The 23,484-nt window shown below is 31.7% G+C and carries 23 protein-coding genes, 3 tRNA genes, 1 rRNA gene and 1 other annotated feature; of the genes, 26 read left to right on the top strand and 1 reads right to left on the bottom strand.

All coding sequences use genetic code 11. The features are described 5' to 3' along the window. The 8 genes from rrf to disA all read left to right on the top strand — a co-directional run. A 5S ribosomal RNA gene (rrf, locus tag J2Z42_RS08940) occupies nucleotides 1-95 on the top strand; the annotation flags it as partial. Nucleotides 96-105: 10 nt separating this feature from the next. After that, nucleotides 106-180 (top strand) — tRNA-Asn (locus tag J2Z42_RS08935). A 262-nt stretch (nucleotides 181-442) separates the two neighbouring features. Then, nucleotides 443-907, top strand: a complete 465-nt coding sequence (locus tag J2Z42_RS08930) for a CtsR family transcriptional regulator (protein WP_209702302.1) — start codon at nucleotides 443-445, stop codon at nucleotides 905-907. 55 nt (nucleotides 908-962) lie between these two features. Continuing rightward, nucleotides 963-1,499 (top strand): UvrB/UvrC motif-containing protein, encoded by a 537-nt coding sequence (locus J2Z42_RS08925; RefSeq protein WP_209702301.1) that lies wholly within the window; start codon nucleotides 963-965, stop codon nucleotides 1,497-1,499. Next, nucleotides 1,496-2,536, top strand: coding sequence for a protein arginine kinase (locus J2Z42_RS08920; protein WP_209702300.1), 1,041 nt, complete (start codon nucleotides 1,496-1,498; stop codon nucleotides 2,534-2,536). The genes J2Z42_RS08925 and J2Z42_RS08920 overlap by 4 nt, the downstream gene beginning before the upstream one ends. Before the next feature lie 17 nt (nucleotides 2,537-2,553). Further along, the gene (locus J2Z42_RS08915) at nucleotides 2,554-4,995 is read left to right on the top strand and encodes an ATP-dependent Clp protease ATP-binding subunit (RefSeq protein ID WP_209702299.1); all 2,442 of its coding nucleotides are present in this window, start codon (nucleotides 2,554-2,556) and stop codon (nucleotides 4,993-4,995) included. A gap of 108 nt (nucleotides 4,996-5,103) precedes the next feature. Further along, on the top strand, nucleotides 5,104-6,471 hold the full coding sequence (radA, locus tag J2Z42_RS08910) for a DNA repair protein RadA (RefSeq protein WP_209702298.1): 1,368 nt from the start codon (nucleotides 5,104-5,106) through the stop codon (nucleotides 6,469-6,471). 15 nt (nucleotides 6,472-6,486) lie between these two features. After that, entirely contained in the window at nucleotides 6,487-7,560 is a 1,074-nt protein-coding gene (gene disA / locus J2Z42_RS08905; RefSeq protein ID WP_209702297.1) for a DNA integrity scanning diadenylate cyclase DisA, read from the top strand. A 29-nt stretch (nucleotides 7,561-7,589) separates the two neighbouring features. On the opposite strand, the gene J2Z42_RS08900 is transcribed toward disA, so the two are convergent. Continuing rightward, nucleotides 7,590-7,994, bottom strand: coding sequence for a nucleoside triphosphate pyrophosphohydrolase family protein (locus J2Z42_RS08900; protein WP_209702296.1), 405 nt, complete (start codon nucleotides 7,992-7,994; stop codon nucleotides 7,590-7,592). A 308-nt stretch (nucleotides 7,995-8,302) separates the two neighbouring features. Here J2Z42_RS08900 and J2Z42_RS08895 point away from each other — a divergent pair, with 308 nt between their 5' ends. The 18 genes from J2Z42_RS08895 to rpoB all read left to right on the top strand — a co-directional run bounded on the left by J2Z42_RS08895 (nucleotide 8,303) and on the right by rpoB (nucleotide 23,474). Beyond that, nucleotides 8,303-9,403 carry a PIN/TRAM domain-containing protein gene (locus J2Z42_RS08895; protein ID WP_209702295.1) on the top strand — a complete coding sequence of 367 codons (1,101 nt, stop codon included), beginning with the start codon at nucleotides 8,303-8,305 and terminating at the stop codon, nucleotides 9,401-9,403. A 1-nt stretch (nucleotide 9,404) separates the two neighbouring features. Continuing rightward, nucleotides 9,405-10,103 carry a 2-C-methyl-D-erythritol 4-phosphate cytidylyltransferase gene (ispD, locus tag J2Z42_RS08890; RefSeq protein ID WP_209702294.1) on the top strand — a complete coding sequence of 233 codons (699 nt, stop codon included), beginning with the start codon at nucleotides 9,405-9,407 and terminating at the stop codon, nucleotides 10,101-10,103. A gap of 170 nt (nucleotides 10,104-10,273) precedes the next feature. Beyond that, the gene (gene cysS / locus J2Z42_RS08885; protein WP_209702293.1) at nucleotides 10,274-11,671 is read left to right on the top strand and encodes a cysteine--tRNA ligase; all 1,398 of its coding nucleotides are present in this window, start codon (nucleotides 10,274-10,276) and stop codon (nucleotides 11,669-11,671) included. Beyond that, nucleotides 11,672-12,097, top strand: coding sequence for a Mini-ribonuclease 3 (locus J2Z42_RS08880; protein ID WP_209702292.1), 426 nt, complete (start codon nucleotides 11,672-11,674; stop codon nucleotides 12,095-12,097). Nucleotides 12,098-12,136: 39 nt separating this feature from the next. Continuing rightward, complete coding sequence (gene rlmB / locus J2Z42_RS08875) at nucleotides 12,137-12,958, top strand: 23S rRNA (guanosine(2251)-2'-O)-methyltransferase RlmB (protein ID WP_209702291.1); 822 nt, start codon at nucleotides 12,137-12,139, stop codon at nucleotides 12,956-12,958. Then, nucleotides 12,955-13,467 (top strand): NYN domain-containing protein, encoded by a 513-nt coding sequence (locus J2Z42_RS08870; protein WP_209702290.1) that lies wholly within the window; start codon nucleotides 12,955-12,957, stop codon nucleotides 13,465-13,467. Before rlmB ends, J2Z42_RS08870 begins: the two co-directional genes overlap by 4 nt. A gap of 164 nt (nucleotides 13,468-13,631) precedes the next feature. Then, complete coding sequence (sigH, locus tag J2Z42_RS08865) at nucleotides 13,632-14,273, top strand: RNA polymerase sporulation sigma factor SigH (protein ID WP_209702289.1); 642 nt, start codon at nucleotides 13,632-13,634, stop codon at nucleotides 14,271-14,273. 81 nt (nucleotides 14,274-14,354) lie between these two features. Next, nucleotides 14,355-14,429, top strand: a tRNA-Gly gene (locus J2Z42_RS08860). 12 nt (nucleotides 14,430-14,441) lie between these two features. After that, a tRNA-Thr gene (locus tag J2Z42_RS08855) sits at nucleotides 14,442-14,517 on the top strand. Nucleotides 14,518-14,603: 86 nt separating this feature from the next. Then, entirely contained in the window at nucleotides 14,604-15,797 is a 1,194-nt protein-coding gene (gene tuf, locus J2Z42_RS08850; protein ID WP_209702276.1) for an elongation factor Tu, read from the top strand. Between the two features lie 351 nt (nucleotides 15,798-16,148). Next, a complete protein-coding gene (gene rpmG, locus J2Z42_RS08845) occupies nucleotides 16,149-16,298 on the top strand; it encodes a 50S ribosomal protein L33 (RefSeq protein ID WP_209702305.1) in 150 nt (49 codons plus the stop codon). Between the two features lie 41 nt (nucleotides 16,299-16,339). Next, nucleotides 16,340-16,570 (top strand): preprotein translocase subunit SecE, encoded by a 231-nt coding sequence (secE, locus tag J2Z42_RS08840; RefSeq protein ID WP_209702288.1) that lies wholly within the window; start codon nucleotides 16,340-16,342, stop codon nucleotides 16,568-16,570. Between the two features lie 46 nt (nucleotides 16,571-16,616). Then, nucleotides 16,617-17,138, top strand: a complete 522-nt coding sequence (nusG, locus tag J2Z42_RS08835; protein ID WP_209702287.1) for a transcription termination/antitermination protein NusG — start codon at nucleotides 16,617-16,619, stop codon at nucleotides 17,136-17,138. A gap of 63 nt (nucleotides 17,139-17,201) precedes the next feature. Next, entirely contained in the window at nucleotides 17,202-17,627 is a 426-nt protein-coding gene (gene rplK, locus J2Z42_RS08830) for a 50S ribosomal protein L11 (protein ID WP_209702286.1), read from the top strand. 55 nt (nucleotides 17,628-17,682) lie between these two features. Next, on the top strand, nucleotides 17,683-18,372 hold the full coding sequence (gene rplA, locus J2Z42_RS08825; protein WP_209702285.1) for a 50S ribosomal protein L1: 690 nt from the start codon (nucleotides 17,683-17,685) through the stop codon (nucleotides 18,370-18,372). A 31-nt stretch (nucleotides 18,373-18,403) separates the two neighbouring features. Continuing rightward, nucleotides 18,404-18,531 (top strand) — a sequence feature (ribosomal protein L10 leader region). Nucleotides 18,532-18,561: 30 nt separating this feature from the next. Next, nucleotides 18,562-19,062 carry a 50S ribosomal protein L10 gene (rplJ, locus tag J2Z42_RS08820; RefSeq protein ID WP_209702284.1) on the top strand — a complete coding sequence of 167 codons (501 nt, stop codon included), beginning with the start codon at nucleotides 18,562-18,564 and terminating at the stop codon, nucleotides 19,060-19,062. Between the two features lie 32 nt (nucleotides 19,063-19,094). Further along, nucleotides 19,095-19,463 (top strand): 50S ribosomal protein L7/L12, encoded by a 369-nt coding sequence (rplL, locus tag J2Z42_RS08815; protein WP_209702283.1) that lies wholly within the window; start codon nucleotides 19,095-19,097, stop codon nucleotides 19,461-19,463. A 303-nt stretch (nucleotides 19,464-19,766) separates the two neighbouring features. Then, nucleotides 19,767-23,474 carry a DNA-directed RNA polymerase subunit beta gene (rpoB, locus tag J2Z42_RS08810; protein ID WP_209702282.1) on the top strand — a complete coding sequence of 1,236 codons (3,708 nt, stop codon included), beginning with the start codon at nucleotides 19,767-19,769 and terminating at the stop codon, nucleotides 23,472-23,474. Nucleotides 23,475-23,484: the final 10 nt, after the last annotated feature.

Below are 23,484 nucleotides of genomic sequence, written 5' to 3'. Positions count from 1 at the left end.
TAACACTCCTTCCCATTCCGAACAGGCAGGTTAAGCTTCATTGTGCCGAAAGTACTGCAGGGGTGGCCCTGTGGAAGGTTAGGTAATCGCCAGGTAAAAAAATGTTCCGTGGTAGCTCAATGGTTGAGCATTCGGCTGTTAACCGAAGGGTTGGAGGTTCGAGCCCTCTCCACGGAGCCATTTTATTTTTTGAATATTAATTGAATATCAAATAGAGTATATTAAGCAAATCAGGTTATTCTTGATTTGCTTTATTTTTGTTAATATAAAATGTAGCATAGATTAGAAAAGTAAAGCAATAATGATGTATATTTATATACAACTTGAAAAATGCTATATTTTGAGAAATATAAAAGTTGATAAAATAACTTTATAATAATATCATTTAATTAAAGTCAAAGAAGGTCAAAAATGATATTGCTAAAATCAAGAAGGTGATATGGTGGCAAGATTATCTGATGTAATAGAAGAATTTATCAAAAGTATGCTGGAAAGCAGTGATGAGCTTAAATTGCAAATTGGAAGAAATGAATTAGCTAATCATTTTAGTTGTGCTCCTTCTCAAATAAATTATGTTTTAACAACTAGATTTACTGTAGATAAAGGATATTATATAGAAAGTAAAAGAGGCGGTGGCGGATGTATAATTATAAGTAGGATATCTTGTAGTTGTAACAAGAATTTACTTGACATTATAATTGAAAAAATAGGGGATAGTATAACCTATAATTCTGCTGTCCAAATTATAGATGGATTATTTGAAGCAGACATTATATCAGATAGAGAAGTTGATATATTGAAGGCAGTGATTAATGATAGAAATTTTACTGAGTTTGTAGATAACAGAAATAAGGTTAGGGCCAATATATTTAAATCTGCTATAATTGTAATATTTAATGAAAATTAGTAAAATATATTCATATGGTTAAAATATGTTTAATATAGAACTGTGGGGTGATAACATGCTGTGTGATATATGTAAAAAAAATGAAGCTACTGTACACATAACTAAGATAGTAAATGGAGCTAAACAGGATATTAATTTATGTGAAAAATGTGCAATGGAACATGGTGAACTGAGTTTTGTGCCTCAGATAGATTTTGTATCACCATTTAGTTTTCAAAATATATTGAGTGGAATAATGAATTACATGAATAATACAAGTACAACTCAGGATGATTTTGATATAACCTGCAAAAATTGTGGTACTTCATATAGAGAATTCAAAAAAACAGGACTTGTAGGTTGCAGCGAATGTTATGATAACTTTTCAAGTATATTGCAGCCAATAATTAAAAGAGTTCAGGCAAATTTAGAACATACAGGGAAAATACCGAAAAGGGCTGGAAAGAATATTATAGAAAGAAGAAATCTTTTAAAGTTAAAACAAGATCTTCAAAAGGCTATAACTCTTGAAGAGTATGAAAAAGCTGCTGAGATAAGGGATAAAATCAAAAATTTACAAAATAATTCTGATAACAAGGAGGAAGGGGAATGAAGAATTGGATAACAACATCTGAAACGGATAATGAAGATTTGGTTATAAGCAGTAGAATAAGGCTTGCAAGAAATTTATCTAAAGTTCCTTTTCCTCATAAACTAGATCAAGAAAAAGGAAAAAAAGTAATAAAACTTATAGAAGATGCTTTCTATACATCAGATACTATTAGGGAAGAATTTAAAACAAATTATTTATGGGAAAAAAGTGAAAATGATAGAAAAATGTTTTTAGAAAAACACATGATAAGTAAAAATTTGCTAGAGAACAGTAATAAGTCTGCATTTATAATTAATAAATGTGAAACAATAAGTATAATGTTAAATGAAGAAGATCATGTAAGAATTCAGTGTATAACAGCTGGCTTAAATTTAGAAGAGGTATATGATGTAAGTGATAGAATAGATAATATTTTAGAAAAAAATTTAAGTTATGCTTTTGATGAAAAACTGGGTTATTTGACTGCCTGTCCAACAAATTTAGGAACAGGGCTTAGAGCATCAGTTATGTTACATCTTCCAGCTATATCGTTAAGCAATCAAATAAGTGGACTTTTGAATGCACTTGGCCAGGTTGGAATGACAATTAGAGGATTATATGGTGAAGGATCAAAAGCTATTGGTAATGTTTATCAGATTTCAAATCAGGTGACTTTAGGACGCAGTGAAGAAGAAATAATGAGCAATTTAAAAGCTCTTGTCAGTCAAATAATAAATGAAGAGAAACTAGTAAGAGATAAACTTATGAAGAATTCAAAATATGAATTGGAAGATAAAATATACAGGTCTCTTGGAACTTTAAGATCTGCTGTACTTTTAAATTCAGATGAGTGTTTAAAACTTTTATCGTATGTAAGATTAGGCGTCGAAATGGGAATAATTAAGGATGTAAGTAAGGCTGCATTAAATAGCCTTTTGGTAGAAATACAACCTGCTAACATACAAAATAATTATGAAAAAACTTTATCAAGTAGAGAAAGAAATTATAATAGAGCAAAACTTGTAAGAAATAAATTAACTGAAACGACAGTTAAATAAAAGGAAGGTGAGTTATCATGATGTTTGGAAGATTTACAGATAGAGCACAGAAGGTTATTATATATGCACAAGAGGAAGCTCAATCACTTAAACACAGCTATGTAGGTACTGAACACATTTTGCTTGGAATGTTAAGAGAAGATGGAATAGCAAAAAATCTATTAAATGAGATGAATATTACTACTGAGAATGTTAGAGCACTTGTAGAAGAGTATGAGGGAAAAGGAGAAATAGAATTATATAATAATGAAATACCACTTACTCCGAGAACTAAAAGATTATTGGAGCTAAGTCTGTTTGAAGCCAGAAATTTAAATCATAATTATATAAGTCCGGAGCATATACTTTTAGCACTTATAAGAGAAGCAGAAGGTGTTGCATTTACTATTTTAAATAATTTAGGTGCCGACTTTAATAAATTAAAGAAGCAACTTGTAAGTTCATTATCTGGAGAGCAATCTCCCAATAATAATACTTCAAAAGAAGGGCGTGGAGAACCAACTCCTACCTTGGATAAATATGGGCGCGATTTAACTAATATGGCAATAGAGGGTAAATTAGATCCAGTAATAGGAAGAGAAAAAGAAACTCAAAGGGTACTTGAAATACTTAGCAGAAGAACGAAAAATAATCCATGTCTAATAGGAGATCCAGGGGTTGGTAAAACTGCCATTGCAGAAGGACTTGCTCAAAAAATAGTATCTTCTAATATACCGGAGCTTTTAAGAGGAAAAAGAGTAGTAACGCTTGATCTTTCTTCTATGATTGCAGGTTCAAAGTATAGAGGTGAATTTGAAGAAAGACTTAAAAAAGTAATGGAGGAAATAAGAAAATCAGGAAATGTAATATTATTTATAGATGAAATTCATACTATAATAGGAGCAGGTGCTGCTGAAGGTGCAATAGATGCATCCAATATATTAAAACCAGCTTTGGCAAGAGGAGAAATACAGTGTATTGGAGCTACAACTATAGATGAGTACAGAAAATATATTGAAAAGGATGCTGCACTTGAAAGAAGATTTCAACCTATAACAGTAGGAGAGCCTACAAAGGAAGAAGCAGTTCTAATATTGAAGGGACTTAGAGACAAGTATGAAGCTCATCATAGAGTAAAAATAACAGATGAAGCAATAGAGGCAGCTGTAAATATGTCTGATAGATATATTACTGATAGATATTTACCAGATAAAGCAATAGATCTTATTGATGAAGCATGTGCTAAACTTAGAATTCAGAATTTGATTGCACCTCCAGATCTTAAAAAAATGGAAAGTGAAGTTGAAAAAATAACAAAGGAAAAAGAGGATTCTATAAGAGTTCAAGATTTTGAAAAAGCGGCTAAATTAAGAGACAAAGAAAAAGATTTAAAGGATAAACTTCAAGGAATGAAAACAAACTGGAAAACTGAAAAAGAAGTATCCAATTTAAAAGTTAAAGAAGATTATATTGCAGCTGTGGTATCACAGTGGACTAATATACCAGTTCAAAAATTAACGGAAAAGGAATCAGAAAAACTTCTTAAACTTGAAGATATTCTCCATAAAAGAGTAATAGGTCAGGATGAGGCAGTAAAATCTATAGCTAGAGCTGTAAGAAGGGCGAGAGTTGGGTTAAAAGATCCAAAAAGACCTATAGGTTCATTTATTTTTCTAGGTCCTACAGGTGTAGGAAAAACAGAACTTTCAAAATCTCTGGCAGAAGCTATGTTCGGTGATGAAAATAATATGATAAGAATTGATATGTCTGAATATATGGAAAAGCATACGGTATCAAAGCTAATTGGTTCACCTCCAGGATATGTAGGCTATGACGAGGGAGGACAGCTCAGCGAAAAAGTAAGAAGACATCCTTATTCTGTAGTTTTATTTGATGAGATAGAAAAGGCACATCCGGAAATATTTAATATACTTCTTCAGATACTTGAAGATGGCAGATTAACTGATGGTAAAGGCAAAACTGTTAATTTTAAAAATACTATAATAATAATGACATCTAATGTTGGTGCATCTACTATTAAGAAACAAAAATCTTTGGGATTTGCACCTGAAGATAAATATAAAAATGAAAATGAATATGAAAAAATGAAGGAAAATATAATGGATGAACTTAGGAATTCATTTAAACCTGAATTTTTAAATCGAATTGATGATATTATAGTATTTAGGAAACTGGAGAAAGAGGATTTGAGTAAGATAGTAAAAATTATGCTTAATGAACTTTCATCTAGATTAAAAAGTAAAAATATTGAGATCAGTTTTACAGAAGAATCACAGGAACTCTTGACTAAAGAAGGTTTTGATATAGAATATGGTGCTAGACCACTTAGAAGAGCTATTACCAAAATAGTCGAAGATAAACTTTCGGAGGAAATGCTCAAGGGAAATATAAAAAGAGGAGATAAAGTAGAAGTAATTGTAAATGATGGAAAATTAGAATTTAACAAAGTGAACCAGTAAGTACTGCCCTGTACTTTTACTAGTACGGGGTGTATCCTCACTTATTGCCAAAAAATTGGCTTTATGCTTTACAATATATAATAGTGATTATACAAGGAGGATAGCAAATTGGCAAAAGTTAAGACAATTTTTGTATGTCAAAACTGTGGATATGAATCTCTGAAATGGTTGGGAAAATGCCCTAGTTGTAATGAATGGAATACTATGGTCGAAGAGACCAAAATAATGGACAGAAAAAGTCAGTCGAAGTCTATTCTTCAAAGTAATAGTGTTAGTGAATTAAAAAGTATTAATGATATAAAATCTGGAGAATATGCAAGATTTGATACTGGAATAAATGAATTAAACAGAGTTCTTGGTGGTGGAATTGTAAAGGGATCACTTACACTTATATCTGGTGCTCCAGGGATAGGTAAATCAACTATCCTTCTTCAAACAGCTAATAATATTGCTTCAAAATATGGAAAAGTGATCTATGTCTCTGGAGAGGAGTCAGGAGAGCAAATAAAAATGAGAGGTGATAGACTGGGGGCACTTTCAGACAATCTTTACATACTTTCTGAAACAAATTTGGATACTATAGAAAATCACATACAAAATAATAATCCTATTTTTGTTATAATAGATTCAATACAAACTTTATTTAAAGATACAATTAGTTCGGCACCTGGAAGTGTATCTCAAGTTAGAGAAAGTTCTAACGATATTATGCGTATAGGAAAAACGAAGAATATATCTTTTTTTATAGTAGCACATATAACCAAACAGGGAGAATTAGCAGGGCCTAGGGTACTTGAACATATGGTAGATACTGTGTTATCATTTGAAGGAGAAAGAACACAGGAATTTAGAATACTTAGGACAGTGAAAAATAGATTTGGGACTACAAGTGAAATTGGAGTTTTTGAAATGAGAGAAAAGGGATTAAAGGAAATATCAAATCCATCTCAAGTATTTTTGGAAGAAACCAATTTTCAGAAAGAAGGCTCTGTAGTTATAGGAGTTATGGAAGGAACAAGACCTATACTTATAGAAATACAGGCACTTGTGAGTGATACGAAAGCTGTAATGCCAAGGAGAACAGCTGTTGGAGTAGATAATTCAAGATTAAGCCTTATTCTTGCGGTACTGGAAAAAAAGCTGAGAATTAGATTCTATAACTGTGATGTATATGTAAATGTTGTAGGTGGGCTTGAAATTGAAGGTACTTTTGGGGATTTAGGTCTGGCACTTGCTCTTATATCAAGTGTTAAATCTACCGAAGTAAAGCTAAAAAATTTTCTGGCTGTAGGAGAAATTGGTCTTACAGGAGAGGTACGTCCAGTTGCATTTTGTGATAGAATTGTAAATGAGGCAAAAAAAATGGGCTTTAGCAATATATTGATACCTAATAGAAATAGGGAAAAAATAAAAGATAAAGATGTAAATATTATAGGAGTATCTTCTCTTAAAGAAGCATTAAATAAAGTATTTTGATTTAAGGTGATTATTTTGAGGATAGAAAAAAACAAAGAATTAAAAAGTATACTTAAGCTTTTAGCACCGGGAACTCAACTTAGAGATGGACTTGAAAATATACTGAGGGCAAAAACAGGAGGACTTTTATTACTTGGAGATAGTGAGCAGATATTAAAGGTTGTAGATGGCGGCTTTACTATAAATGCTGATTATAGTTCTTCATATGTTTATGAATTGGCAAAAATGGATGGAGCCATAGTTCTTAGCAGTGACTTGAAAAAAATATTGTGTGCAAATGCGCAGCTTATTCCAGATTCAAGTATTTCTACTTTTGAAACTGGAACCAGGCATAGAACGGCAGATAGGGTATCTAAACAAACGGGAGCTATAGTAATTGCTATTTCACAGAGAAGAAATATAATAACTGTATATAAAGGCTATATAAAATATGTACTTAGAGAAAGTAGTGTAATACTTGCTAGGGCAAATCAAGCATTACAGACTTTAGAAAAATATGTTTCTGTTTTAGAAAGAGTAGTAAATAATCTAAATATACTGGAATTTGAAGATATGGTTACACTTTTTGATGTTATGACGGCTATTCAAAGGACAGAGATGGTAATGAGAATAGTATCCGAAATTCAAATATACATATGTGAACTTGGAAATGAAGGAAGACTTATATCAATGCAGTTGAATGAGCTTATAAAAAATATTGAGCAAGATGGAATATGGATGATACGGGATTATTGTCAGAAGGATATTAGCTATGATGAAATTTACAAGCAAATACAAAGTATGACTTCAGATGAAATTTTAAATTTAGAATGTATTTCAAAAATTTTGGGATATGTTGGTGTACCACTTGTTGACACTCTGATATCTCCAAGAGGCTACAGGATACTAAATAAAATTCCAAGGATACCAACCAATGTAATAGAGAATCTGGTGAAAAACTTTAGAGAATTAAAAGGTGTTATGGAAGCTTCGTATGAAGAGCTAGATAATGTAGAAGGAATTGGAGAGGCTAGAGCTAGGGCAATAAAGAATGGACTTAGGAGACTAAGGGAACAAATACTTGTAGATGATAATTTTAGCACAAAATAATGAATGAATTCACTATTTTGTGCTGAACTTTATCTACATGAATATTTACCTAATGTATTCATTTTATTATATTCTTTTAACAATATATCATATAAATTTAAATTTAATACATTGCATAAGGATGTCAAGTAAAAGAAATTATTTCCTATTTCATCCTCGATAATTTCTCTACAGTTATCACATAAATCTCCATTTATATGAGTTTTTAGACAATTTTTTAAGTCGGATATATCTAAATCATCTTTATCAGATGGCATGTGCTGTTTTTTGGCAGAAATTTCTATACATCCACAATTTGTAACTGATTTTGCTATGGCTCTATTTATTCTTCCATTCGATTCTTCAAGCTTAGTTATTATATCTAAAATGCTTTTATGCCTTAATAGTGAATCATTTACTGCATTTTGAAAATCATCAAAAATTAAATCTTTCATTAAGTTCAACTCCTTATTTTTAGATTAACGTATCATCTATTAGCTTAATTATAATTTTTTTTAGATAATTTTGTCAATGAACTATAAAGTGTATTTCGTATTTGTTAATAGATATATAATAAATCAATATCGAAATTATTAACAGGGGGAAATTTATTTGTATTTACAATTAAAGTTTCGTTGAAATAAGAAATTTTAATGAATAATTTATTAAATGAATCAAGTTTTATTGAAAAAAATATGATGTTAATATATAGTAGATATTAAATAGAAATAAATTTTTAATAATTATAAGGAGGTGAAGTCTATTGTTAAAAAAAATATTAAGAGGACTTTTTACAATAATAGGCTTAATACTTGGATATCTTTTAGGAGACAAAATAAGCAACAGTCATTATTTTAAGGAATTAGGTTACTTCAATGGTCCAATAGGAACAATATTATTTTTGATTATAATGACTGTAATTTTTGGAATCATATTATTTTTAATATCACCATGGATTAATTTATTTATAATGAAAAGTATGGACTATATAGAAAAAAGCTTACAGAGATTTCCAGCTACAGAGATGTTGATAGGAGTTTTAGGGGCATTGTTAGGTTTACTTATATCTGCATTATTTGTAAATCTTCTTGCAAGGATACCTGTTGTGGGTACATTGCTTGCGGTAGTAGTAGCTATTATAATGGCCGCATTAGGTGGAAATTTAGCTATAAAGAAAAAAGAAGAATTGATAAGTTTGTTTAGCAACATATCTGTTAGAAAACCTCAAAGCAACAAGGTAAGAAAAGTAAAAAATGAACAGAAGAATTTTCCTAAAGTTTTAGATACATCTGTTATAATTGATGGAAGAATATTTGATATATGTCAAACGGGTTTTGTAGAAGGACCTCTTGTAATACCTAATTTTGTATTAGCTGAACTTAGGCATATAGCGGATTCATCCGATGGATTAAAAAGAACCAGAGGGAGAAGAGGATTGGATGTATTAAATAAAATACAAAAAGAATTAAATATAGAAGTTAAAATATATGAAAAAGATTTTCCTAATATTAAAGAAGTTGACAGTAAACTTTTAAAACTTTCTCAGGTGTTAAATGGTAAAGTTGTAACTAATGATTACAATTTAAATAAAGTTGCGGAATTTCAAGGGGTACCTGTACTTAACATAAATGAACTTGCAAATGCAGTTAAACCTGTAGTACTTCCTGGAGAGGAAATGAAAGTTCAAATAATTAAGGATGGTAAAGAGTCAGGTCAGGGCATAGCTTATCTTGATGATGGAACTATGATTGTTGTAGAAGGTGGAAGAAAATATATAGGAGATGTAAAAACTGTAGTTGTAACATCTGTATTGCAAACTGCAGCAGGCAGAATGATATTTGCTAAAGAAAAAGAGGAGCTTTAACATGGAAGGGAACTATGCTATTATTGTAGCGGCTGGAAAAGGAAGACGTATGAAATGTAAAATAAACAAGCAATTTATAGATATAAACTATAAACCTATGCTTTATTATTCTGTTAATGCGTTTTGTAAGCACGAATTAATTGATGGGGTTGTCATTGTTTGTTCAAAAAATGAAATTCAATATTGTAAAACTGAGGTAGTTAAAAAATATAAGTTTACAAAAGTTATTGATATAGTTGAAGGTGGAGATGAACGTCAAAACTCCGTTCTAAATGGACTAAACGCATTAAAAAATTATAATTGCAATATAGTTTTAATTCATGATGGAGCAAGGCCTTTTGTTACACACGAAATAATAAGTGATGGAATAAAATATTCTAAAATTTATGGAGCTTGTACTTGTGGCGTGAGCGTTAAAGACACTATAAAGATTAAAGATAAAAAAGGATTTTCATTTCAAACATTAGATAGAGAAAAGCTTTTTTTAGTACAGACACCTCAATGCTTTAATTATAAACTTATTACAAATTGCCACAAGAAGCTTTTACAGGAGGATGTAAAAGTTACAGATGATACTACAGTAGTTGAACATTATGATAATAAAGTATACTTATATGATGGAAGTTACAATAATATAAAAATAACTACGCCGGAAGATCTAGATACTGCGAATATGATAATAAAATCCCTTGCCAGGTAATGGTAAGGGATTTGCAATTTAAATAAAAACTTAACAAACCTTATATAACTTACAATAATATGATAAAATAATTAGTATTGTATATAAAAATAAATATATTATTAGATAAATGAATATTATTAGATTAAAATTCAAAAAAATGCTGAAATTAAACTGGGAGGGAAATGTTAGTGAAAATTTATAATACCATGTCAAGAAAGAAAGAGGAATTTATACCTTTAGTTCAGGGAGAAGTCAGTATGTATGTATGTGGACCTACAGTGTATAATTTTTTTCACATAGGTAATGCAAGAACCTTTGTAGTATTTGACACGGTAAGAAGATATCTTGAATATAGAGGATATAAGGTTAAATTTATTCAGAACTTTACAGATATTGATGATAAAATGATTAAAAGAGCTAATGAAGAGGTTATTACAGTAGAAGAGCTTGGAAATAGGTTTATAGGAGAATATTATAAGGATGCGGATGATTTAAATATTGAAAGAGCTACAGTTAATCCAAGGGCAACTGAATATATTGAACAAATAATTTCATTTGTACAGGATTTGATAGATAGGGATTATGCATATGAAGTAGATGGAGATGTATATTTTAGTACAAAAAAATTTAAAGGATACGGAAAATTGTCTGGACAGAATATCGAGGAACTTCAAGCTGGAGCTAGAATAGATATAGACGAAAGAAAAAAAGATCCTATGGATTTTGCTGTATGGAAAAGCCAGAAACCTGGAGAACCTGCATGGAAGAGTCCATGGGGAATGGGAAGACCGGGATGGCATATAGAATGTTCATGTATGGCTTATAACTTACTTGGAGATACTATAGATATTCATGCAGGTGGTTCTGACTTGGAATTTCCACATCATGAAAATGAAATAGCACAAAGTGAAAGCAGGACTGGAAAAACTTTTGCAAGATACTGGATGCATTCGGCATTTGTTAATGTTAATAATCAAAAAATGTCGAAATCCCTCAATAATTTTTTTACTGTAAGGGAAGTACTTCAAAAATATGATCCAGATGTAATTAGGATGTTTATGTTATCAGGGCACTATAGAACTCAGATAAATTTTAGTATTGAATTATTGGATTCTACAAAAGCAGCAATGGATAGGCTTAATAATTCTATATTAAATTTAGAAAGCTTTTTGGATAGAGCAGTTACTGAGAGCATAGATGAAAGTGAAAAGAATTATATAAATAATCTAAATGAATACAAAGTTAAGTATATACAAAAGATGGATGATGATTTTAATACAGCGGATGCTATAGCTGTTATATTTGACTTGATAAAGGACATTAATATAAATGTAAATAACAAGTCATCAAAGGAACTTATAAATTATTGTCTTAGTCTTATAAAAGAGCTTGGAGGACCGCTTGGAATTTTACAACATTCTAAGAGAGAAAATATTGAAGATGATATACAAAAGTTAATAGAAAAAAGACAGCAGGCGAGGAAGGACAAAAACTGGAAGCTAGCGGATGAAATAAGGGATATGCTAAAAAAAGATAAAATAGTCCTTGAAGATACTGCTCAGGGAGTGAGATGGAAGAGGATATAGATGGAGGATTGTTTATTTAAAGGAGAATTTACGGAAAAAGATGTAAGAAATCTTAATCCACTTGTACTTGCATTTATTGGCGATGCAGTATATGAGGTTTTTGTTAGAACTTACCTTGTAGATAAAAATAGAGATATGGTAGTACATAAGCTTCATGTAAAAGCTATTAAATTTGTAAAAGCTCATTCTCAAAGTGAAATTGTAAAAGAGCTTTTTAGTAAACTTTCTGAAGATGAATTATATTTTTTCAAACGCGGTAGAAACGCAAAATCCGGGACAGTTCCTAAAAATGCAGATGTCCAGGATTATAGATTTGCTACAGGATTTGAAACATTGATAGGATATTTGTATTTAACTAAGAAATGTGATAGATTGGATTATTTGCTGAAGATTATAGTAGATATTAAAGAAAATAAAAATCTTTAATTTAATTTTTTCTTGTGTAGGGAGCTGAAATTATATAATATGACAAATGGATATGGTAATTATTTTGAAAAGAAAAATAGGTCAAAAAATGAATGTAACTCTGAAAATAAATTTAGAGAAGATATAGTTGAGGGAAGAAATGCTGTTATTGAAGCATTAAAATCAGGAAAGACGGTTGAACAAATTCTTGTGTCAAATGGGGATATTACAGGATCAATAAATGTAGTGCTGGCTCTTGCAAAAGAAAAAAGAATTGTAGTAAAAAAAGTAGATAGAAAAAAACTTGACAGTATGTCATCTACAGAAGCACATCAGGGAGTTATTGCTAAAGTAACGCCTTATAAATATTGTGAATTAGAGGATATATTGGATTATTCCAAACAAAAAAATGAAAAACCATTTATTTTGATACTTGATGAAATAGAAGATCCACATAATTTGGGATCTATAATAAGGACAGCAGAGGTATGTGGTGTACATGGAATAATTATTCCTAAGAGAAGGAATGTTGGAATAACACCTATAGTATATAAAACTTCTGCAGGAGCTGTAGAACATATGAAAATATGTAAAGTAGCAAATATAAATTCTTCTATTGATAAATTAAAAAAGCATGGAATATGGATTTATGGTGCTGATATGCATGGTGAAAATTACTGCTATGATACTGATTTTAGTGGAAATATAGCAGTTATAATAGGGAATGAAGGTAAAGGAATTTCAAAGTTAACCAGGGAGAAATGTGATATATTAGTAAAGATACCTATGGTTGGAACAATAACATCGTTAAATGCGTCAGTAGCGGGGGGAATAATAATGTATGAAATTTTAAGACAAAAATTAAAAGGAAATAAAAATTGAGAAATATTTTTGTAGATGGGTATAATGTAATAAATAGCTGGCCTAATTTGAAAAAAACTAAAAATTATAGTTTTGAAGCTGCTAGACAGCAGCTTGTGGAGATATTAGTAAACTATGCTGCTTTTAAAGGATATAGGGTATTTATAGTTTTTGATGCTCAGCTTGTTTTAGGAAGTTTAGAAAAAGATGAAAAAGCTAGTAATAATGTTAACGTAATATTCACAAAAGAGGGAGAAACGGCGGATGCATATATAGAAAGAACTGTAAATAATATAGGCAGAAAGAATGAAGTATTTGTTGTAACTTCAGATAAATTGGAACAGCAGCTTGTTTTTCAGAGGGGGGCGGTTAGAATGCCTTCTATGGAATTTTATAATGAAGTTAAATCTATAAAAAATAGTATAAGTGTTAAAATTACAGAAAAATATTCTGATAAAAAACATACATTAGAAGACAGAATAAATAAGAATATATTAGATAAACTTGAAAAAATTAGAAGAAATAACTAAAATCTATTGACTATAAAATTACTTGTAATGTATAATCATGGTAGGAATTATATTTAAATGGCAGTATAATTTACAATAGCCAATTTAAAAAATGTAATAAAACTATTATTTTAATTTTTTATGGTGATTTAAAGGACTGTCTATATTATTTTGGAGGGGATATATTGGATAATAGGGGTTATATTAGTGAAAATATCTTTCCATTTAAAGAAAAATTAGACGAAGAAATAGTTGCTGAAGCTAAAAAAGGGGATACAAAAGCTCAAGAATATTTAATTAGTAAATATCAGAACTTTGTTAAGTCTAAAGCAAAGTCTTATTTTTTAATTGGAGCAGATAAGGAAGATATTTATCAAGAGGGAATGATTGGTTTGTATAAAGCTATAAGAGACTTTAAGGCAGATAAATTGTCATCTTTTAAGGCTTTTGCAAAATTGTGTGTAACAAGACAAATAATAACAGCTATCAAAACTGCTACAAGGCAAAAACATATTCCATTAAATACATATATTTCTTTGAACAAACCTATATATGATGAGGAGTCAGATAGAACTTTACTTGATGTTTTGTCTGAGGCAAAAGTAGCAGATCCAGAAGAACTTATAATAAGCAGAGAGGAGCTTAATCATATACAAGGTGAGATAAGTGAGGTGCTTTCAAACTTAGAGATGGAAGTTCTAATGTCATATTTGGATGGTAAATCTTATCAAGAAATTGCATGTGATTTAGACAGGCATGCTAAATCTATAGATAATGCACTTCAAAGAGTCAAGAGAAAGCTTGAAAAATGTTTAAGCAACAAATAAATTTATATTGACAAAGAAAAACAGATGTATTAAAATTGATAATCGGTATACAACTTTTGATATGAATTAGTATACCTATTAGCGGGAGTGGTTCAGTGGTAGAACGTCAGCTTCCCAAGCTGAATGTCGCGGGTTCGATCCCCGTCTCCCGCTCCAATTAGTATAATTGCCCATGTAGCTCAGTTGGCAGAGCGTCACCTTGGTAAGGTGGAGGTCACCAGTTCAATCCTGGTCATGGGCTCCAATTTAAATTAGTTAATATATAAATTACAGTACACCAGGATGAGTTTACTTAATTAAAACATTAAAGTAACAAGGAGGAGAAAAGAAATGGCAAAAGAGAAATTTGAAAGAACAAAACCACATGTAAACATAGGAACAATAGGACACGTAGACCACGGTAAGACAACACTTACAGCAGCAATAACAATGGTACTAGCAAAAGAAGGAAAAGCATCAGCAACAAAGTATGATGAAATAGATAAAGCACCAGAGGAAAAAGAGAGAGGAATCACAATAAATACAGCACACGTAGAGTACGAGACAGACAAGAGACATTATGCGCATGTAGACTGTCCGGGACATGCAGATTATGTAAAGAACATGATAACAGGTGCAGCACAGATGGATGGAGCAATCCTTGTAGTAAGTGCAGCAGATGGACCAATGCCACAGACAAGAGAACATATACTACTTGCAAGCAGAGTAGGAGTACAATATATAGTAGTATTTTTGAATAAATCAGACCAGGTAGATGATCCAGAATTACTTGAGCTCGTAGAGATGGAAGTAAGAGAGTTGTTAAGTGAATATGGATTCCCAGGAGACGATGTACCAATAATAGTAGGAAGTGCATTGAAGGTAATAGAGAACCCTGATGATCCAGAAGCAACAAAATGCATACACGAATTAATGGATGCAGTAGATGAATATATACCAACACCAGAGAGACCAACAGACAAACCATTCTTGATGCCAATCGAAGATATCTTTACAATAACAGGAAGAGGAACAGTTGCAACAGGAAGGGTAGAGACAGGAGTACTTAAGATAGGAGACGAACTTGAAATAGTAGGATTAAGTACAGAGAAGAAGAAGACAGTATGTACAGGAGTAGAAATGTTCAGAAAGCTTCTTGATCAGGCAATGGCAGGAGATAATATAGGAGCATTGTTAAGAGGAATACAGAGAGAAGAAGTAGAAAGAGGCCAGGTACTTGCAAAACCAGGTACAGTACACCCACATAGTAAATTTGTAGGTCAGGTATATGTACTTAAGAAGGAAGAAGGAGGAAGACATACTCCATTTTTCAACGGATATAGACCACAGTTCTATTTCAGAACAACAGACGTAACAGGATCAATAGCACTACCAGAAGGAGTAGAAATGGTAATGCCAGGAGACCATATAGACATGAACGTTGAATTGATAACACCAGTTGCAATGCACGAAGGACTTAGATTTGCAATAAGAGAAGGCGGAAGAACAGTTGGTTCAGGTGTTGTTACTAAAATTGTAGAATAATTTCTTTTAAAGTTTAAAGGGACTGGGTTTCTTACATCTGGTCCTTTTGAAAAATATGTAGAAACTATTATAAATATAAGCAATATCCATTGACATGGAAACAGAGCTGTGATAAAGTGTATTAGTAATGCTTGATTTTAGAAAAACTAAACTTATGTACTTTAATGACATAAAAAGAAGAATTAAGGATGTGTTATTGAGTTAACATAATTATTTAGCATATAGGGAGTGTGTTTCCCCCAAGTAAAGGGTATATTTTTAGTTTGAGCGAAATTAAATGAAAAGGCCTTTATAAAACTTTGTTAATAGAGTAATTCACATACATCAACTATATTAGGAGGTGTGATGGCAGTGAGAGTAAAAGTAACATTAGCATGTACAGATTGCAAACAAAGAAATTATAGTACAATCAAAAATAAAAAGAATAATCCAGATAGATTAGAAATGAAAAAATATTGCCCATTTTGCCATAAACATACAGTTCATAAGGAAACAAAATAATCTAGAAATAAGCAATAAAATATTTCAAGGATGTGAATATCATGTCTTCAAGCAATGATGATAAAAAATCCAATAATGATGTGATAAAGGATGGCGGCTTTTTTAATTTTTTTAAAGATTTAATTGCAGAATTCAATAGAATAACATGGGCATCTAAGGCGCATGTAAAAAAAGCATCTATATCTGTTATTGCATTTTGTGCTGTGTATGTTGTTGTTATTGGAATATTGGATTTTGGTTTTAATTTCATAGTTCAAAATATATTGAAATAAAGATAAAAAGGAGGCAAGGGTCGAGCAATATTTCGTCCCTCAGATTATGGCAGATAAAGCTAGATGGTATGTAGTTCATACATATTCTGGTTATGAAAATAAGGTTAAAGCTAACCTTGAAAAAACCATAGAAAATAGAAACCTCTATGATTGGATAGATGATGTTCAAGTTCCTATGGAAGAACAAGTAGAAATTAAGGACGGTAAAAAAAAGATAACCCTTAAAAAAATTTTTCCAGGATATGTTTTGATACACATGGTTATGAGTGATGATTCTTGGTATATAGTCAGGAATACTAGAGGTGTTACGGGTTTTGTCGGACCTGGATCTAAACCTGTTCCGCTTACAGATGAAGAGGTTAAGACTATGGGAATAAGCGAAAAACCTGTAGATGTAGATGTGTCAGTGGGAGAAAATATCAAAGTTAAATCTGGTCCTCTTGAAAATTTCTCAGCTGTTATCCAGGAAATCAATACTGAAAAGAAGAAAATTAAAGCATTAGTTAATATGTTTGGCAGGGAAACTCCTGTTGAACTTGATTTTAATCAAATAGAAAAGCTAGATTAGAAAAGACTAAAAATTAAGTGGAAGAGCAAGATATATGGAACCACGCTATAGGAGGTGTATATTATGGCTAAAAAAGTAGTAGGAATGATAAAACTTCAACTTCCTGCAGGTAAAGCAAGCCCAGCACCACCAGTTGGACCAGCACTTGGACAGCATGGTGTTAATATTATGGGATTTTGTAAAGAATTTAATGCTAAGACTAATAAACAAGCAGGATTGGTAATTCCAGTAGTAATTACTGTATACCAGGATAGATCTTTTAGTTTTATACTAAAAACTCCACCAGCAGCAGTATTACTTAAAAAGGCAGCTGGAATCGAAAGCGGTTCAGGTGTGCCAAATAAGACTAAAGTTGCTAAAGTTACAAAAGCACAAGTTAAAGAAATTGCAGAAACAAAGATGCCAGATTTAAATGCTGCATCAGTTGAAAGTGCTATGAGAATGATAGCAGGAACCGCAAGAAGTATGGGTATAACTGTAGAAGAGTAAGTTATACAGTATAGTGGGAGGCAAAGCCGTTATTACCACAAAGGAGGAATTTAAAATGGGAAAGAATTATGATGATAGTTTAAAACTTATAGATAGAAATGAGTTTTATTCACCAAAAGAAGCTGTGGATATTGTTTTAAAAACAGCAAAAGCTAAATTTGATGAAACTATAGAACTTGCATTAAAACTTGGTGTTGATCCAAGACATGCAGATCAGCAAGTTAGAGGAGCTGTAGTACTTCCTCATGGAACAGGTAAACAGGTTAGAGTGTTGGTATTTGCAAAGGGTGCTAAGGTAGATGAAGCAAAAGCTGCAGGAGCAGATTTTGTTGGATCAGAAGAATATGTTGAAAAAATTCAAAAAGAAAACTGGTTCGATTTTGATGTAGTTGTTGCAACTCCAGATATGATGGGCGTTGTTGGTAGATTAGGTAGAGTTCTTGGACCTAAGGGATTAATGCCAAATCCAAAATCTGGTACAGTTACTTTTGATGTTGCAAAAGCTATCCAGGAAATTAAAGCTGGTAAAGTTGAATATAGAGTAGATAAAACTTCTATTATTCATGTACCAATAGGTAAAAAATCATTTGAATCAGAAAAATTAGTAGAAAACTTTCATGCATTAATGGATGCTGTTGTAAAGGCAAAACCATCAGCAGCTAAAGGTCAATATTTGAAATCTGTAGTATTATCTAGTACTATGGGACCTGGAGTAAAAGTAAATCCGGGTAAGGTTTTAGACTAATATTGATGTGAATTATTAATTTGTGATTGTTTATAAAAAAGTAAATATTCCATAGACAATAGGTGCGAAAGCGTAACGGATAATCCAACCTATCCAGGATTCCAATATAAGAAGAATTGGTCTCTCTTTGTCTATGGAGGGACCTTTAATTATATAATTGCAGGTTAACTGTGAGGAGGTGGATACACAGTGGGAAAAAATAGAGAAGCTAAAGAAACTAAAGTTCAAGAAATAAAAGGAAAAATGGAGAAAGCTCAAGGAATAATATTCTCTAAGTATCAGGGACTAACTGTTGAAGAAGATACAGAACTAAGAAAGAACTTGAGAGAAGCTGGTGTAGAATATAAGGTATATAAAAATAAATTGAGTGCATTAGCTGCAAAACAATTAGGTTACGATGAAGCAGAACAACTTCTTGAAGGACCAATATCAATTGCATTTGGATATGAAGATCCAACTGCTCCAGCAAGAATACTTAATAGTTATTCAAAAGACCATAAGGTTTTAGAATTAAAAGGTGGAATTGTTAGTGGAGAGTTTTTTGACGAAGCTAAAGTTAAACAACTTGCGACAATACCACCAAGAGAAGTTCTTATTGCAAAATTACTTGGAAGCTTCAAAGCTCCATTATCAAATTTTGTATACTTATTAGATGGAATATCAAAAAAGAAAGATTCGCAAGAAGCTTAATTAAGAAAAGAAATTTCGGAGGTGTATATTAAATGAGTAAAGAAGAAATCATTCAAGCTATAAAAGATATGAGCGTTTTAGAATTAAATGAATTAGTAAAAGCATGTGAAGAAGAATTTGGTGTAAGTGCAGCTGCTCCAGTAGCAGTTGCAGGCGGAGCAGCAGGAGCTGGCGAAGCTGCAGAAGAAAAAACTGAATTTGATGTAGTATTAAAAGATGCAGGAGCTCAAAAGATAAAGGTTATAAAAGTAGTTAGAGAAGTAACTGGTTTAGGACTAAAAGATGCTAAAGGATTAGTTGATGGTGCTCCTAAGACATTAAAAGAAGGAGTAAGCAAGGAAGACGCTGAAGCTATGAAAGCTAAATTCGAGGAAGTTGGAGCTACATTAGAATTAAAGTAGACTCAATTCTTAGAATTTATGTAACATAAAAAAAGACACTTTAGTTGTAAAGTGTCTTTTTTTTATAACATTCATGATTTCAAAAAAAACTGTAAAATAGTGTGAATTAAGTTGATAAATTTTTCATACTATGATAAAATAATAAATTGCATTGATTAGTTAAAGATTGATAAAGTAATTGCAATTAATATAACTTGAATTAATTATGAAAAATAGGTTATACTAATTTGATGGTAATGTAATGAATCCATGAACATATATGTGTTTTTGGTTATTTTTAGTTTATGCAAGGGGTGAAAGTCGATGGTACATCCTGTCCAGGTTGGTAAGAGAACTAGAATGAGCTTTTCCAGACTCAAAGAAATAGGTCATATGCCTAATCTAATTGAAGTACAATTAGATTCCTATAATTGGTTTTTAAAAGATGGATTACAAGAAGTGTTTGATGATATCAATCCAATTCAAGATTATACAGCAAATCTTAATTTAGAATTTGTAGGGTATAAGTTAGACATGGATAATATCAAATATTCTGTAGAAGAATGCAAGGAAAGAGACGCTACATACGCAGCGCCTTTAAAGGTTAAAGTAAGATTATTGAATAAGGAAACTGGAGAAGTTAAGGAACAAGAAGTTTTTATGGGAGATTTCCCTCTTATGACGGAGCAAGGAACTTTTATAATTAATGGAGCAGAAAGAGTTATAGTAAGTCAGCTTGTAAGATCGCCAGGAGTATATTATGATATGTCAGTTGATAAAACAGGTAAAAAACTTTTTTCATCAACTGTTATTCCTAATAGGGGGGCTTGGTTGGAGTATGAGACAGATTCAAACGATATAATATATGTAAGAATAGATAAAACTAGAAAATTGCCTATAACTATTTTAGCTAGAGCAATGGGTTATGGTACGGATGCTGAAATTACAGAGTTTTTTGGAGAAGATGAAAGATTAAAGGCTACAATTGAAAAAGATAATACTAAGACAAGAGAAGAAGCATTACTTGAAATTTATAAAAGGTTAAGGCCAGGAGAGCCTCCAACAGTAGATAGCGCTCAATCACTTATTGATTCTTTGTTCTTTGATGCAAAGAGATATGATCTTTCTAGAGTTGGACGATATAAATTCAATAAAAAATTAGCTTTGTATCTTAGAATTATGAATCAAACAGCTGCAGAAGATATAGTAAATCCACAAACAGGAGAAATATTAGTTCAAGCAGACGAAAAGATTACAAGGGATAAAGCTATTGAAATACAGCAATGCGGTTTGAATATAGTAAAGATTCAAGTAGAGGATTCGACTCTAAAAATTATAGGCAACAATTTTGTTAATATACATAATTTTGTTGACTTTAATATAGATGATTTAAATATAAAGGAAAGTGTTTATTATCCTGTACTTAAGCAGATACTGGATAATTACAGTGATGAAGAAAGTATTAAAGATCAAATAAGAAAAAATATACATGAGTTAATTCCAAAGCATATATTGAAGGATGATATATTTGCTACAATTAGTTATGAATTGGGATTATCTTATAATATAGGTTATACAGATGATATAGATCATCTTGGCAATAGAAGACTTAGGTCTGTAGGAGAGTTACTTCAAAACCAGTTTAGAATAGGTCTTTCAAGAATGGAAAGAGTAGTCAAGGAAAGAATGACTATACAGGATCAGGAAGTAATAACACCTCAGGCACTTATAAATATAAGACCGGTAGCAGCAGCTATAAAAGAATTTTTTGGAAGTTCACAGCTTTCACAATTTATGGATCAGACAAATCCACTTTCGGAACTTACACATAAGAGAAGATTATCAGCACTTGGACCTGGTGGACTTTCAAGGGAGAGAGCCGGATTTGAAGTTAGAGATGTTCATAATTCACATTATGGAAGAATGTGTCCTATAGAAACACCAGAAGGACCAAACATAGGTCTTATTAATTCACTTGCAACTTATGCAAAAGTAAATGAATATGGTTTTATTGAAGCACCTTATAGAAAAGTTGATAAAGCTACAGGTGTGGTAACTAATGAAATTGTATATATGACAGCTGATGAAGAAGATCAATATTTGATTGGTCAGGCACATGAACCTCTTGACGAGAATAATAAATTTATTGATACAAAAATTACAGTTAGAGATAAAGGCGAGGTTATTGTAGTACCACGTGAAGATGTTGATTTTATAGATGTTTCACCAAGGCAATTAGTTTCTGTAGCTACAGCTATGATACCTTTCCTCGAAAATGATGATGCCAGCCGTGCACTCATGGGATCTAATATGCAAAGACAGGCAGTTCCACTTTTAAAACCACAAGCACCTATAGTTGGAACTGGAATTGAGTATAAGGCAGCTGTAGACTCTGGAGTATTACCTAAAGCTAGAAATGCAGGTACAGTTGTATATGTAAGTGCTAATGAAGTTAGAATAAAAAGAGATTCTGATGGTGGAATAGATACTTATAGATTAATTAAATTTAAAAGATCTAATCAAAGTACTTGTATAAATCAAAGGCCTATAGTAGATAAAGGTGAAAAAGTAAATAAAGGTACAGTTATTGCTGATGGTCCTTCTACTGATTTGGGAGAGATAGCATTAGGTAAGAATATAAGAATGGGATTTACAACATGGGAAGGCTATAATTACGAGGATGCTATGCTTATATCAGAAGAGCTTGTACGTGAAGATGTGTTTACATCTATTCATATAGAAGAATATGAATCCGAAGCAAGAGATACAAAGCTTGGACCTGAAGAAATTACTAGAGATATACCTAATGTAGGAGAAGATGCACTTAAAGATATAGATGAACGAGGAATAATAAGAATAGGTGCAGAAGTAAGATCAGGTGATATATTAGTTGGAAAAGTAACTCCAAAGGGAGAAACTGAGCTTACAGCAGAAGAAAGACTTTTAAGGGCAATATTTGGAGAAAAAGCAAGAGAAGTTAGGGATACATCGCTTAGAGTATCTCATGGAGAATACGGAATAATTGTGGATGTAAAAGTCTTTACTAGAGAAAATGGAGATGAACTTCCACCAGGAGTAAATAAACTGGTAAGGTGTTATATAGCTCAAAAGAGAAAAATATCCGTAGGAGATAAAATGTCAGGTAGACATGGTAACAAAGGTGTTATTTCAAGAGTATTACCAGAAGAGGATATGCCTTTCTTACCTGATGGAAGACCTCTTCAGATATGTTTGAACCCACTCGGAGTTCCTTCACGTATGAATATAGGTCAGGTACTTGAAGTTCACCTTGGTTGGGCTGCCAGCAAACTTGGATGGCATATAGCTACACCGGTATTTGATGGAGCTAGAGAAGAAGATATTCTTGAATGTCTTAAAAAGGCTGGATATGAGAGCCATGGAAAGACTGTATTATATGATGGAAGAACAGGAGATCCTTTTGATAGACTTGTTACAGTAGGATATATGTATATCCTCAAATTGGACCATTTGGTTGATGATAAAATTCATGCTAGATCGACAGGACCATATTCACTAGTAACTCAGCAGCCACTTGGAGGTAAAGCTCAATTTGGTGGTCAAAGATTTGGAGAGATGGAAGTTTGGGCACTTGAAGCATATGGAGCAGCTCATACTCTTCAAGAAGTACTTACTGTAAAATCTGATGATGTTGTAGGAAGAGTAAAAACTTATGAGGCTATAGTAAAAGGAGAAAACATACCTGAACCAGGTGTGCCAGAATCATTTAAAGTTCTTATAAAGGAACTTCAGGCACTGTGTTTAGATGTAAAAGTATTAAATGATAATCAAGAAGAAATTAAAATAAAAGAATCAGTAGACGACGATACTGAAGATCTTGGTGTTAATATCGAAGGAACTGAAGACTCTGTAGTAGAAAATCAAAAACATGACTTACCGGATACTGAAAATAATAATAATGATGATAATGAATCTAATGATTATGATGAAGAGTTAAATTTAGATGATTTGCAGGGTGACTTAGATATAGATGATTTTAATGATGAACATTAGGAAGGGAGGA

It is taken from the genome of Clostridium algifaecis (assembly GCF_017874415.1).
In the GTDB taxonomy this organism is placed as follows: Bacteria; Bacillota; Clostridia; order Clostridiales; family Clostridiaceae; genus Clostridium_B; species Clostridium_B algifaecis.
This window is presented reverse-complemented; position numbering and strand designations above follow the sequence as displayed.

Coding starts and splice junctions, on each gene's coding strand:
- rlmB (WP_209702291.1), top strand. CDS start 12,137: ATGACAAATGGATATGGTAATTATTTTGAAAAGAAAAATAGGTCAAAA.
- rpoB (WP_209702282.1), top strand. CDS start 19,767: ATGGTACATCCTGTCCAGGTTGGTAAGAGAACTAGAATGAGCTTTTCC.
- J2Z42_RS08900 (WP_209702296.1), bottom strand. CDS start 7,994: ATGAAAGATTTAATTTTTGATGATTTTCAAAATGCAGTAAATGATTCA.
- secE (WP_209702288.1), top strand. CDS start 16,340: ATGTCTTCAAGCAATGATGATAAAAAATCCAATAATGATGTGATAAAG.
- rplA (WP_209702285.1), top strand. CDS start 17,683: ATGGGAAAGAATTATGATGATAGTTTAAAACTTATAGATAGAAATGAG.
- tuf (WP_209702276.1), top strand. CDS start 14,604: ATGGCAAAAGAGAAATTTGAAAGAACAAAACCACATGTAAACATAGGA.
- ispD (WP_209702294.1), top strand. CDS start 9,405: ATGGAAGGGAACTATGCTATTATTGTAGCGGCTGGAAAAGGAAGACGT.
- J2Z42_RS08925 (WP_209702301.1), top strand. CDS start 963: ATGCTGTGTGATATATGTAAAAAAAATGAAGCTACTGTACACATAACT.
- rplK (WP_209702286.1), top strand. CDS start 17,202: ATGGCTAAAAAAGTAGTAGGAATGATAAAACTTCAACTTCCTGCAGGT.
- rplL (WP_209702283.1), top strand. CDS start 19,095: ATGAGTAAAGAAGAAATCATTCAAGCTATAAAAGATATGAGCGTTTTA.
- J2Z42_RS08880 (WP_209702292.1), top strand. CDS start 11,672: ATGGAGGATTGTTTATTTAAAGGAGAATTTACGGAAAAAGATGTAAGA.
- J2Z42_RS08920 (WP_209702300.1), top strand. CDS start 1,496: ATGAAGAATTGGATAACAACATCTGAAACGGATAATGAAGATTTGGTT.
- nusG (WP_209702287.1), top strand. CDS start 16,617: ATGGCAGATAAAGCTAGATGGTATGTAGTTCATACATATTCTGGTTAT.
- J2Z42_RS08915 (WP_209702299.1), top strand. CDS start 2,554: ATGATGTTTGGAAGATTTACAGATAGAGCACAGAAGGTTATTATATAT.